Raw genomic sequence first — 11,970 nt, 5'->3', positions numbered from 1 at the left:
ACGAGTTCGCTGACCCAAGACCCTGTGCATTGCCTAGCCGCCGGTTATGGGCCAAAAGCGCCCACAACCACCGTCTTTGCAATTGCTCGAGTCTTACCCGGGTCAGCTCACTCTCTGTTATTTTGCTACCACGTTGACGATTTTGCCTGGGACCACGATTACTTTGCGGACTGTTGCGTCGCCGATGGCATTTTGCATGTGTTCATCAGCCAAAGCTAATTTTTCTAAATCATCTTTACTGATGTCCTTATCAACGGTGACATGGCTCTTCACCTTACCATTGACCTGTAGCACAACTTCGACAGTTGCTTCGACTAGCTTAGTCGCATCAAAGGTTGGCCAAGATTGGTACGTCAGCGTATCTGATTCGTGGAAGTAGCCCCATAGTTCTTCAGCCACGTGTGGCACTAATGGCGCTAACATTTTCACGAATCCTTCCATGTATTCAACGGGAAGGTCGTCAACTTTGTGTGCTTCGTTAACAAAGACCATCATCTGTGAAATAGCCGTGTTAAAGTGCATCCGTTCGTAATCTTCAGTCACTTTTTTAACAGTTTCGTTGTAAACCTTATCCAACTTACCGTCGTTAATGGTCGTAACACGGTCACGGAGTTCATTATTATCGTCGATCAGTAAGCGCCAAACACGTTGAATCCACTTGTAGGCACCGTTGATACCATCTTCACTCCATGGCTTTGATTCTTCCAATGGGCCCATGAACATTTCGTACAGACGCAACGTATCGGCACCGTACTTATTAACGATGTCATCGGGGTTAATCACATTCCCCTTCGATTTTGACATCTTTTCATGGTTGTTTCCCAAAATCATCCCTTGGTTAACCAACTTCTGGAATGGTTCTTTGGTTGGTACGACGCCTAGGTCATACAATACCTTATGCCAGAAACGTGCATACAGTAAATGCAGAACCGCGTGCTCTGCCCCACCAATGTATAAGTCAACTGGCAACCAGTACTTCAATTTTTCTGGATCTGCGATTGCTTCATCGTTATCTGGATCGATGTAGCGAATGAAGTACCAAGATGAGCCGGCCCATTGTGGCATGGTATTCGTATCCCGTTTACCATGACGACCATTTTCATCAGTCACATTTACCCAGTCATCAATGTTAGCCAGTGGACTTTCACCAGTTCCAGAAGGCTCAAGTTGATCCGTATCTGGCAAGGTCAAAGGCAATTGGTCTTCGGGTACTAAGGTCGTTTCGCCATCATCCCAGTGAATAACAGGAATTGGTTCACCCCAGTAGCGTTGACGACTGAAGATCCAGTCCCGTAACCGGTAATTTACTTTTTTCTCACCGGCATCGTGTTCAGCTAACCAATCAATGGCCGCCTTGATGCCCGTTTGTTTATCCATGCCGTCTAGGAAGCCAGAGTTGATGTGAGTGCCATCACCTGTGTAGGCTTCGGTGCTTAAATCGCCACCTTCAATGACAGGCTTGATTGGTAAATCAAACTTCGTGGCAAATTCGTAATCACGTGTGTCATGTGCAGGAACGGCCATCACGGCACCGGTTCCGTATGATGCCAATACATAATCGGCAATCCAAATTGGCAATTTCTCACCATTAATTGGGTTGACGCCATAAGCACCAGTGAAGACACCGGTTTTATCTTTGTTCAAATCCGTCCGTTCCAAATCAGATTTAGATTCAATCTTCTTTTGGTAAGCTGCCACAGCAGCTTCTTGGTCTGCCGTCGTCAAAGATTTAACCAGTTCGTGTTCAGGCGCTAGAACCAAATAAGAAGCCCCGAATAACGTATCTGCACGCGTTGTGAATACTTCAATCTTAGTATCTGCTTGCCCGGCAACAGCAAAGCGCACACTGGCCCCTTCAGACCGACCAATCCAGTTACGCTGTTGTTCCTTAATACTTTCAGGCCAATCTAAATCATCCAAGTCGTCAATCAAACGATCTGCGTAAGCTGTAATTTTCAAGACCCATTGGCGCATTGGGACACGGTACACAGGGTACCCACCACGTTCCGTTTTACCATCGATAACTTCTTCATTGGCAACGACAGTGCCACCCATAAAGTCAGGGGCCCAGTTAACCATGATTTCGTCTTCATAGGCGAGCCCTTTTTTATACAGTTGTTCAAAAATCCATTGCGTCCACTTATAGTACTTAGGATCCGTAGTGTTGATTTCACGATCCCAGTCATAAGAGAAACCCAGTGACTTGATTTGTTTTCTAAATACGTCGACATTTTGATCCGTGAAGCCCTTGGGATTGTGACCTGTCTTTAATGCATACTGTTCTGCAGGCAGGCCAAACGCGTCCCAGCCCATTGGGTGTAAGACGTTAAAGCCTTGCATCCGTTTCATTCGGCTCATGGCATCGGTTGCCGTATACCCTTCTGGATGGCCTACATGCAGTCCTTGACCTGATGGATATGGGAACATGTCCATGGCATAGTATTTAGGCTTATCTGAAAAGTCAGGCGTCTTAAACGTTTTGTTCTTATCCCAAAACTGTTGCCACTTTTGTTCAATTTGTGTGTGATCGTAAGGCATTTGTTTCCTCCTATAGAATGCGTATTTAACAGAATTAACAAAAAAAGCCCCTCGGTTAATAAACATTAACCGATAGGGCGAATTCTTCCGCGGTGCCACCTATCTTCTTACCGACATCGGTAAGCGCTGAGGGTCGATAACGCTGACAAACGAAGCTAGCTACTGACTCAAAAGTCGTTCACTACCTCAGGTAAAACGGTGAGTTCAGCATCGGCTAGCCACTGACTTACACCACCCGTCAGCTCGCTTAAGACCATCCGATACTTACTAATCCGCGACCGTTAATTCTGTTTTGATAATGGTCATAGCATAGCAAATTTACAGATTGTTGACAAGTCAGTTCACAATCACAATGCTATACTTATAGGTAAACACTTATGGAGGTACAAACGTGCTCGTTTTTTCCAGTAAACAATGGCAACAGATTCGCTGGGTCGCCGCCGGAATTGGCTTGGCTACCTTTTTAGTTCTTTTAATGGGACAACTGACTGACGCCCAATGGCTGCACCAAACCGATCAGGCACTCACCCACCTCATTCGCCATCCCGTGACGCCTGAACGAACCTGGTTCTTTCGCAATATCACACGCTTAGGCAATGTGAAATTCACCATGTTGGTCATGCTGGTCTTTACGCTTGGTCTATGGTGGCGTAAAAAACGTTTTGGTGCGGGGTTCTTTTTGATCAATGTTGGCATCTTTGCACTGGTCGTGAACACTTTGATCAAGCACTGGATCGAACGGCCACGTCCCACCATTTTGCATTTAGTATATGCTGGTGGTTTCAGCTTCCCCAGCGGTCACTCCATGAATGTCGTGCTCATGTATGGTTCACTAATGATTCTATGTAACCTGTACGTTGACCGCTTTGCGTTACGCTTAGTGTTCAACGCGTTACTACTACTGTTGATCATTACCATCATTGTTAGTCGCGTTTATCTTGGCGTGCATTTTCCCAGTGATGTCTTAGCTGGTGCCGGACTAGCAACATTTGAATTAATGCTCTCACGGTTTTTATTCTTCAAAAATGAAAGTGTCAGTGCAAAACATGTCAATTAGGAAGTGTCCTTATGCAATTAGATAATGCGTTAACATTTAGTCATACAATCATCGAGCAAGTCGTCTTACCAGGCGACTTAGTTGTGGACGCAACGGTTGGTCAAGGTAACGACACTCGTTTTCTAGCTGCCCTGGTTGGTAAAACTGGTCGTGTCCTTGGCTTCGATATTCAGCAAACCGCTTTGGATGAAACACGTACGATGCTGACACTGACTGGTTTACGACAACAAGTTGAGCTTATTCACGCTGGCCATGAAACGTTAGCCCAAAAGCTCACGGCCACCGACCAACTCAGCGCAGTTATGTTCAACTTGGGCTACTTACCAGGGGGCGACCACAGCGTCGTAACCAAAGCTGCGTCAACCATTGCAGCTTTGCAAACGGCTTGTGACAACTTACGCCGTAGTGGCGTTATCACACTTATGGTTTACACCGGTCATCCAGGTGGCGAAAAGGAAGCTGCTGCAGTTGAGCAATTTGTAACCGGTCTTCCCCAAAAAACATTTCAGGTTTTACGATATCAATATATCAATCAACAACATCAGCCACCCTATTTGTTAATTATTCAAAAGCGTTAATAAAAAGCGAACTCATCCGCGACGATTATGTCGCAGTTGAGTTCGCTTAATTTTTTGGCGTAAATAATTTCATTCAGTGTGTTTATTTTTTTGTGGCAGACTTCACTGTGTGCGCCTTGTGGATCCGCGCGCCCCATTCATCGCGACGAACAACTTCTTCATCGAACTTACGAACGAATGCCAAGGCCTGCTGGAATTCTTCACGGCCGAACAAATCGATCCATGATTTGAACCGGTCTTTTGCACTATCCCACAATTTTGCTTCAACATCGCGCCCAGTGCCAGTTAGATGCAGTGTCTTATGACGACGATCATTAGGATCATCTTTTTCGTACACGTAATCTAGCTTCAATAAACCGGCAACTTGTCTTGAAATTGCACTACGCGTCACACGATGCATGTCGGCTAAGTCCATAACACTCAATAAATCACTTGAACGCGCAATTTCGTTCATGATCAACCACTGATCAAATGAAATTCCGTAGTCACTAGCTGGCCCTGAAGCAAATTCATTCAGGTACTTTCCAACATATAGGTACTCTTCAATGTAGCTTTGCATTAATTCAATATCAGCATTTTGATTTGTCATTATTCACCTAAGCTGTCCCTAGTTTTTTCCTGTACGATAGCATACCACAAATGGAACTAAAATGGCTAAAAACTTTATAAGTTTTGTTAATGGACTATCGACTTCCTAAATGGTTACTCGCCTTTACTATCAAGCAGGTTCAAACCGACCGCGCCAATCACCAAAACCAGCGCCACTAGAAATACATTATGCACGCCGCTGGCTAGCGTTGCGCGCAATGCTGGCAGCACATTATGTGGCAATCGAGTGGCCGTTTGCGGGTTAATAAGTGCATTGACCATCCCCATATTAGTGTGGGCATGCGCTGCGACACCATGTACCAAACTTGTATTCATCATGATTCCAAAAATCGCCAACATTAACGTTTGCGACAGGCTCCGCGATAACGTGTTAAATGAGGTTGCCATCCCAATATGAGCTGGATCAACTAGATGTTGCACCGTTACGGTCGTACTGGTAATCGTCAGACCAAAGCCAACTCCTAGTTCAGCTGAGACTAATAGAAAGACCCAAAAAGCCGTATTGGCTGGTAACAGAACTAAAATGGCTGCACCAACCAAAACGATTCCCGTGCTAATCATGATGATTTGTCGTGGCGAAAATTTGCCAATCAAGCGACCTGCGATAAACGACCCCACAATCCACATAACGGAACTCGGTGTTACTGCAAAACCTGCTTCAGCCGCTTTTAGCCCAAGTAAACCTTGCGTCCACGTGGGAATGTACACGTTAAAACAGATTAAAAAGCCGGAGATTAGTGCTGCGACACCATTTTGAATAATAAATGTGCGCTGTTTAAATAAGTTCAAGTCAATGATAGGATCCGCAGCCCGACGTTCTTGCCGGATGAATCCAAGCAAACCGATTACCGTGATTACGAAACATACACCGATAATCATCCAGTTGCGATTGGACTCCCCTAACACTTGAAATCCGTACATTAGACCAACTAACGTCACGGTTAGCCAAACACTGCCGGCCAAATCCAATGGCGATGTGGCCGGGGCTTGTTTAGGCTCATGTAAGAAAATAATAATCATTAACATTGCTAGCAGTCCAATGGGCGCGTTGATAAAGAACACCCAGTGCCAGCTAAGTTGATCGACGATAAAGCCACCAATCAATGGCGCCACCACCGAGGCAATCCCCCAAGCAGCACCGTTTAACCCCATCACCTGAGCCCGCTTTTCAAATGGATAAATATCGGCAATTATTGTAAATGAAACTGGCATAATGGTACCGGCGCCGATTCCCTGAACCGCTCGCCATAAAATCAACGTCAGCATCGTATTTGACAAACCGCTCATGACTGATCCGAATACGAAAACTGCCAAACCAAACAAAAAAACCGGCTTGCGACCAATTCGATCCGCTAATTTACCATAAATCGGTGTTGCTAATGAGTTGGTCAGTAGATAAATAGAGAAGACCCAATTCATCAGTATCACACCATGTAGATCACCTACGATCGTCGGCATGGCCGTTGACACAATGGTTCCTTCCACCGCTGACATGAACGTGGCCACAAAGATAGCGGCAGTGACTAATGCCACGTTCGTTTTTGCATGTACTTTCATTTTAAATGCTCTCTTTCCACATAAAAACGACCTCCGGTATCTGCAGTCGGCCAATCTACCGGGGATCGTTTTACAATCATCATTATTATTTAACTGTTTGAGTCGCCAGTGCCGCCTTTAATTCAGTCACTTTGTCCGTTTTTTCCCATGGTAAATCTAAATCAGGACGACCAAAGTGTCCGTAAGCAGCCGTTTGTTTGTAAATTGGCCGTTGTAGGTCGAGCATTTTAATAATTCCAGCCGGTCGCAGGTCAAATACTTCGCGAATAACGGCGGTTAAAGTTTGTTCAGACACAGTGCCAGTCCCAAAGGTATCAACTGAAATGGACACCGGTTGCGCAACACCAATCGCATAGGCTAGCTGCACTTCAATCTTGTGGGCCAAGCCAGCAGCAACGATATTTTTAGCAATGTAACGGGCAGCATAAGAAGCAGACCGGTCAACCTTCGTTGCATCTTTACCAGAAAAGGCACCACCACCATGACGCGCGTAACCACCGTATGTGTCAACGATGACTTTACGCCCAGTCAAGCCGGCGTCCCCTTGTGGACCACCAATGACAAAGCGCCCGGTTGGGTTTACTAAGTATTTTGTGTCGTCATCCAACAAAGCTGTCGGAATGACTGGCTTGATCACCTGCTCAATCACGTCTTCACGTAACTGATCAAGGGTCACCTCAGGATTATGCTGCGTTGATAACACAACCGTATCAACCCGTAGTGGTTTGCCTGCATCATCGTATTCCACGGTGACTTGTGCTTTAGCATCTGGGCGTAAGTATGCAATCGTGCCATCCTTACGTAGTCGTGCAATTTGCCGCATCAACGCGTGACTCAACGAAATTGGCAACGGCATCAGCTCAGGCGTTTCATCAATGGCATACCCGAACATCATTCCTTGATCTCCCGCACCGATTTGATCCAGTGGATCACTTTGACCAGCGCGTCGTTCAAGGGCATCATCAACCCCTTGCGCAATATCAGGCGACTGTTCATCAATGGCCACGAGGACGGCACACGTGTCACCGTCAAAGCCATATCTTGAATCCGTGTAACCAATCGCTTTGATGGTGTCACGCACCGTCTTTTGGATATCAACGTAAGCAGTCGTTGAAATTTCACCAAACACCAATACGAGACCAGTCGTAACTGATGTTTCACAGGCCACACGGGCCTTTGGATCTTGTGCTAAAATGGCATCCAAAATGGCATCACTGATCTGGTCAGCAATTTTATCTGGATGTCCCTCCGAAACAGATTCGGACGTAAATAAATGTTTTTCTTGCATCAAATGTTTCCCCCATCGTAAATAATTTCCGGTTACAAGGCCTCTAAGGTAGAAAAACCACCTTATCCTATCGGGAACGAAACTCATAACTAAGTAATGGTAACACGGAAACATAGGTAAAAAAAGCGGGATTACATTGACGTTACCCATGAACTTGATTAGCATGAAAATATTGAACGATTAGGAGGCCACTCATGCAAACAGCAACGTCGACCATTACGAAACTACAAAATTGGCTCAAACAGTTACCATGGGTGTCACTTAGCATCTTTGTCATTGCCCAAAACATCATCTGGTGGAGCTACCCATTACATTATGGGCAGCTGACTAACGGTAGTTTTCACATTAACCAACTACTGTTATTCGCCTACACCGTCTCTATCAGTCTAGCAAGTTTTTTGATGTTTCAAGCAAACTTCAAATCACTGTGGGCCCACGTTCCAATTTTAGTCAGTTTAATCTTAGCCTTTTCTGGCATTATTCGTGGCAACTTGGAAATTCTGATTATGCTACTCATGTTTTCTGGCTTTTGGTTGGTGATCGAACAGCGTTGGCTCAACTTACAGAATGTCTGGGGACTAATCATCTACAGCCTGTTAGCCACCTTCCCAATTAGTTGTGCGATTTTCTTCTTCCAAAACCGTTATCTATCTGGTACCTTTCTGCTAAATTTACTGCCGCTGTTTGCTTGTCAGCTGTTTTTCATGGCACCAATCTTTGAAACCAATCTTAAACGCCGCCAGTTAACACTGATTATCACAGGCATTCTACTGATTGCGGTGATTATGGTCCTAAGACGGTCCTTACTGGGCGTCTGCGGCATTGCAATAGTTGTACTGACCATTTTATTTAACGTGAATTTTGCAAACCTTAAACAGCGTTATGTGGCACCAATTTATATTTGTGCTGAATTAGTTACCACGTTGCTGTTAGTTTATGCCTAAATACAAAATGGCGAGTGAGACAAAAGTCGGAAAGTCGTGAGCAAGACTTAGAACGGCCGTACAGATTGGGCTTCAACCCGGTAGGTTGTTCGTCCTCTGCACAGCGACTTGACTGTTGTCCCACGTTTTTGCTATTTAAGTTCATAAATCATCAAAAAACGTGTTTGGGACAAGATGACTTATGTCCCAAACACGTTTTGCCGTGTGCACAAAATGTACACTTCTTAAATTTGCATTAGTTAACAGCTGTTTTAAAAGCGCATTGATTCAAGTGATCATCAACTAACCCACTGGCTTGCATAAACGCATACACTGCCACAGGTCCCATAAATTTAAAACCGCGTTTTTTTAAATCTTTGGCAATCATCTCTGACAAGCCTGTTTTAGCAGGTACGGCAGCATCATTGGGCACGTCATTAATAATCGGTTGATTATTCACGAACCCCCACCAGTACTCTGCAAAACTACCATAGTCCGCCTGCACCTTTAAAAAGGCCTTTGCGTTATTCACAGTAGCCGCTAACTTAGCTCGGTTTCTAATGATTCGCGCATCCTGCATCAAGGGCTGCCAATCTGCCTCACTCATATCAGCAACTTTATGCAGATCATAGTTATAAAAATCTTCATTAAAGGCCGCTCGCTTATTCAAAACTGTTCGCCAAGATAACCCGGCCTGATACATTTCCATACACATTAATTCAAACAAGCGGTAATCATCGTATAATGGTTTGCCCCACTCATGATCGTGATATTGCTGCATCATCTCTGTGCTGTCGCTCCAAGAACATCGTTTAATCATCTATTCAAGCTCCTTACCCACTACTGGAGTAAAATTTCGTTGACGTGTACCAATACACAGTATAAAGTCATGGTAGACGATTATTACAAGTGGAACAAATATTTAATTAATTTGGATGAGGATATTTATGAAAAAGACAGTCATCGCGACAATTACTTTGCTAACCGCGCTTACTTTAACGGCTTGTGGTCGCTCTAACCAAGCATCTAGTCGCAACACAGATACACAAAAAGCAAGTGATCGCTCGGAAAGCCGTCGATTAGCCCACAATCGTGAAGTGGCTAGTTCGAATGCTGTTTCAATTTCAAAAGCGAAAGAAAAGTCCGCCAAAGATAAATCTGAATCAGAGAGCCGTGCTGCAGATGAAGCCGCAGCCAACTCCGCTTCAGCCGATACCTCAGCTGTTGAATCTTCGTCTTCAGATGATTCCTCGAGTGCTGCAAGTACTGCTGACGATAGCAGCCAACAACAGGCTGCCCAGGCACCAAGTCAAGCATCACAACCACAATATGTTGCACCTCGTTATTACGCCCCACAACTACCAAGCCAGGGTACATCCACAGGCGACGAACAAGATGGCTCACAAGCTGATTCTGCAAAACAGAATTTACAGAATCAAATTGATAACGGTGTCGATACATCAAATATTAATAATTAGAAACACTGAGAGTTTGGGACATAGGTCATCTTGTCCCAAACTCTCCTTTTGATTTACGAGCTTAAATAGTGAAAACGTGGGACAAAAGCCAGGTCGCTGTGCAGGCTACAAGTGATACCGAGTCTTAGCCCAACCCATACAGCAGTTCTAGGTCTTGCTCGCTACTCACTAATTTTTATTTCGCTTTTTTATTACCCCGTCCGGTAACCTTGTCCACCATACGTTCAACTTTCTTGACCATCATTAATTCTCTACGCGCTCGCATAATTGCCCGATATCTGCGGGGATTTTTTTTATAAAATTCCTGATGATAATTTTCAGCTGGCCAAAATTTCTGCGCTGGTCTTATTTCTACAACAATCGGACGTGTGTATTTGCCAGAATCAATCGTTGCTTGCAATGAATCATTGGCTTGTACTTCTTGCTGCTTATTTTCATAGAAGATAATTGGTCGGTAATTTTCACCACGGTCCTCAAACTGCCCATTGGCGTCTGTTGGATCAATTATTTTCCAATATATATCTAACAATTCTTGATAACTGATCAATTGGCTGTCGTAAGTAATCTCAACAGCCTCAACATGACCAGATGTCCGCGAAATTACATCATCATAGCTTGGCGACTCTAGATGTCCACCGGTATATCCAGATAATACGGAAATGATCCCCGGAATCTGATCAAACGGCTCCACAGTGCACCAAAAACAGCCACCAGCAAAAATCGCCTGTTCCTGATGTTTCACACTCCGACTCGCATTGGCGCCATCTGTTTCTTCATGACTAGTCAATTTTCCATCAGTAATCAACTGGTAAAAATCCATCATATCAGGCGTTAAGTTATTACGTATCGCAAGCGGCCGCAAGTAACTGATTAACATCGATAACTGGCCATTAAATGATTGGCCAGTTCCAACCGTGGTTTTAAAATTCACCAGCTGCTGTCGTTCCCAGTCACGCGTAGCAGGATTCAGAATCAAGTTATACAGTCTTTCTAAGATATCGTCCTGACTTACTTTCACTAGTCACCGCCCCCTCTTCATTAAAATGTATTTTACTGCTGCAACTTACTTTTCTTAAAGCAAAACAACTCAAAAAGACATCCAATTAATTGGATGTCTCAAAATAACATTCTATAAGGTGGTAACCGGATTCGAACCGGTGATCGAGGTTTTGCAGACCTGTGCCTTACCACTTGGCTATACCACCATCATTAAACAAAAAGAACCCCTGAACACAAGCGATACCGTCAGTAAACTGACACTCATTCGTATTCACAAGGCTCTTTAATATATGCCGCCGGTGGGGGTCGAACCCACACTCCCGGTAAAGGGAACTGGATTTTGAGTCCAGCGCGTCTGCCAATTCCGCCACAGCGGCAAACTGTGAAATTATAGATCAACCGTTAAAAACGGTAACCCTAAACTGGGATAGCTGGATTCGAACCAGCGCATGATGGAGTCAAAGTCCATTGCCTTACCACTTGGCTATATCCCAATAAAAAGGGCGGTATGTGAGAATCGAACTCACGCGTGCTGGATCCACAAACCAGTGTGTTAACCACTTCACCAATACCGCCATAATATTAATAAGCAGGGATAGCAGGAATCGAACCCGCACCGGCGGTTTTGGAGACCGACGTTCTACCGTTAAACTATATCCCTATAAATGGCGGAAGTTGGATTCGAACCAACGAACCTTTCGGGGCGGTTTTACAGACCGCTGCGTTTAGCCACTTCGCTATTCCGCCATACAAATGAATGGCGCGGGACGGAATCGAACCGCCGACACATGGAGCTTCAATCCATTGCTCTACCGACTGAGCTACCGAGCCATACCTACTTGTTATTATTAAAATAAACAACGGTCCCAACGAGACTCGAACTCGTGATCTCCTGCGTGACAGGCAGGCGTCCTAACCAACTGGACCATGGGACCATCATTAA

General features: G+C 44.8%; 10 protein-coding genes, 8 tRNA genes, 1 riboswitch and 1 other annotated feature. Of the genes, 4 read left to right on the top strand and 14 right to left on the bottom strand.

Going from position 1 to position 11,970, the window contains the following annotated elements:
• Positions 1–117 precede the first annotated feature (117 nt).
• Positions 118–2,538, bottom strand: coding sequence for a leucine--tRNA ligase (leuS, locus tag IV55_RS09570; RefSeq protein WP_057811650.1), 2,421 nt, complete (start codon positions 2,536–2,538; stop codon positions 118–120).
• 70 nt (positions 2,539–2,608) lie between these two features.
• Positions 2,609–2,824, bottom strand: a binding site (T-box leader).
• Positions 2,825–2,929: 105 nt separating this feature from the next.
• Between leuS and IV55_RS09565 the strand changes: the two genes are divergently transcribed.
• On the top strand, positions 2,930–3,595 hold the full coding sequence (locus IV55_RS09565) for a phosphatase PAP2 family protein (protein WP_057811648.1): 666 nt from the start codon (positions 2,930–2,932) through the stop codon (positions 3,593–3,595).
• 11 nt (positions 3,596–3,606) lie between these two features.
• Positions 3,607–4,173, top strand: a complete 567-nt coding sequence (mnmM, locus tag IV55_RS09560; protein ID WP_057811646.1) for a tRNA 5-(aminomethyl)-2-thiouridylate-methyltransferase MnmM — start codon at positions 3,607–3,609, stop codon at positions 4,171–4,173.
• Between the two features lie 82 nt (positions 4,174–4,255).
• Here the strand turns inward: mnmM and IV55_RS09555 are convergent, their stop codons facing one another.
• The 3 genes from IV55_RS09555 to metK form a co-directional block, all read right to left on the bottom strand.
• Positions 4,256–4,762 (bottom strand): MarR family winged helix-turn-helix transcriptional regulator, encoded by a 507-nt coding sequence (locus tag IV55_RS09555; RefSeq protein WP_057811644.1) that lies wholly within the window; start codon positions 4,760–4,762, stop codon positions 4,256–4,258.
• Positions 4,763–4,875: 113 nt separating this feature from the next.
• On the bottom strand, positions 4,876–6,339 hold the full coding sequence (locus tag IV55_RS09550; RefSeq protein ID WP_057811642.1) for an MDR family MFS transporter: 1,464 nt from the start codon (positions 6,337–6,339) through the stop codon (positions 4,876–4,878).
• A gap of 85 nt (positions 6,340–6,424) precedes the next feature.
• A complete protein-coding gene (gene metK, locus IV55_RS09545; RefSeq protein WP_057811640.1) occupies positions 6,425–7,627 on the bottom strand; it encodes a methionine adenosyltransferase in 1,203 nt (400 codons plus the stop codon).
• Positions 7,625–7,721: riboswitch (SMK box riboswitch) on the bottom strand. (Overlaps the previous gene by 3 nt.)
• Before the next feature lie 100 nt (positions 7,722–7,821).
• On the opposite strand from metK, the gene IV55_RS09540 reads away from it, so the two are divergent.
• Positions 7,822–8,571 (top strand): hypothetical protein, encoded by a 750-nt coding sequence (locus tag IV55_RS09540; protein WP_057811638.1) that lies wholly within the window; start codon positions 7,822–7,824, stop codon positions 8,569–8,571.
• Positions 8,572–8,806: 235 nt separating this feature from the next.
• On the opposite strand, the gene IV55_RS09535 is transcribed toward IV55_RS09540, so the two are convergent.
• Positions 8,807–9,370, bottom strand: a complete 564-nt coding sequence (locus IV55_RS09535; RefSeq protein WP_057811635.1) for a DNA-3-methyladenine glycosylase I — start codon at positions 9,368–9,370, stop codon at positions 8,807–8,809.
• A 127-nt stretch (positions 9,371–9,497) separates the two neighbouring features.
• Here IV55_RS09535 and IV55_RS09530 point away from each other — a divergent pair, with 127 nt between their 5' ends.
• Positions 9,498–10,028, top strand: a complete 531-nt coding sequence (locus tag IV55_RS09530) for a hypothetical protein (RefSeq protein ID WP_057811633.1) — start codon at positions 9,498–9,500, stop codon at positions 10,026–10,028.
• 175 nt (positions 10,029–10,203) lie between these two features.
• On the opposite strand, the gene msrA is transcribed toward IV55_RS09530, so the two are convergent.
• From msrA to IV55_RS09485, 9 genes are all read right to left on the bottom strand, one after another.
• Positions 10,204–11,046 (bottom strand): peptide-methionine (S)-S-oxide reductase MsrA, encoded by an 843-nt coding sequence (gene msrA / locus IV55_RS09525; protein WP_057811631.1) that lies wholly within the window; start codon positions 11,044–11,046, stop codon positions 10,204–10,206.
• Positions 11,047–11,162: 116 nt separating this feature from the next.
• Positions 11,163–11,233 (bottom strand) — tRNA-Cys (locus IV55_RS09520).
• A gap of 85 nt (positions 11,234–11,318) precedes the next feature.
• Positions 11,319–11,404: transfer RNA gene (locus IV55_RS09515), tRNA-Leu, on the bottom strand.
• Between the two features lie 45 nt (positions 11,405–11,449).
• Positions 11,450–11,521, bottom strand: a tRNA-Gln gene (locus tag IV55_RS09510).
• A gap of 8 nt (positions 11,522–11,529) precedes the next feature.
• A tRNA-His gene (locus IV55_RS09505) sits at positions 11,530–11,602 on the bottom strand.
• Between the two features lie 15 nt (positions 11,603–11,617).
• A tRNA-Trp gene (locus IV55_RS09500) sits at positions 11,618–11,688 on the bottom strand.
• Between the two features lie 5 nt (positions 11,689–11,693).
• Positions 11,694–11,774, bottom strand: a tRNA-Tyr gene (locus IV55_RS09495).
• 11 nt (positions 11,775–11,785) lie between these two features.
• A tRNA-Phe gene (locus tag IV55_RS09490) sits at positions 11,786–11,858 on the bottom strand.
• Positions 11,859–11,888: 30 nt separating this feature from the next.
• Positions 11,889–11,962, bottom strand: a tRNA-Asp gene (locus IV55_RS09485).
• Positions 11,963–11,970: the final 8 nt, after the last annotated feature.

This window comes from Furfurilactobacillus siliginis (assembly GCF_001437435.1).
Lineage (GTDB): Bacteria > Bacillota > Bacilli > Lactobacillales > Lactobacillaceae > Furfurilactobacillus > Furfurilactobacillus siliginis.
Note: the sequence above shows the minus strand (reverse complement) of the source record. Positions and strands in the feature narration are given on the sequence as shown.

Coding starts and splice junctions, on each gene's coding strand:
- metK (WP_057811640.1), bottom strand. CDS start 7,627: ATGCAAGAAAAACATTTATTTACGTCCGAATCTGTTTCGGAGGGACAT.
- IV55_RS09555 (WP_057811644.1), bottom strand. CDS start 4,762: ATGACAAATCAAAATGCTGATATTGAATTAATGCAAAGCTACATTGAA.
- IV55_RS09535 (WP_057811635.1), bottom strand. CDS start 9,370: ATGATTAAACGATGTTCTTGGAGCGACAGCACAGAGATGATGCAGCAA.
- IV55_RS09550 (WP_057811642.1), bottom strand. CDS start 6,339: ATGAAAGTACATGCAAAAACGAACGTGGCATTAGTCACTGCCGCTATC.
- IV55_RS09530 (WP_057811633.1), top strand. CDS start 9,498: ATGAAAAAGACAGTCATCGCGACAATTACTTTGCTAACCGCGCTTACT.
- leuS (WP_057811650.1), bottom strand. CDS start 2,538: ATGCCTTACGATCACACACAAATTGAACAAAAGTGGCAACAGTTTTGG.
- IV55_RS09540 (WP_057811638.1), top strand. CDS start 7,822: ATGCAAACAGCAACGTCGACCATTACGAAACTACAAAATTGGCTCAAA.
- mnmM (WP_057811646.1), top strand. CDS start 3,607: ATGCAATTAGATAATGCGTTAACATTTAGTCATACAATCATCGAGCAA.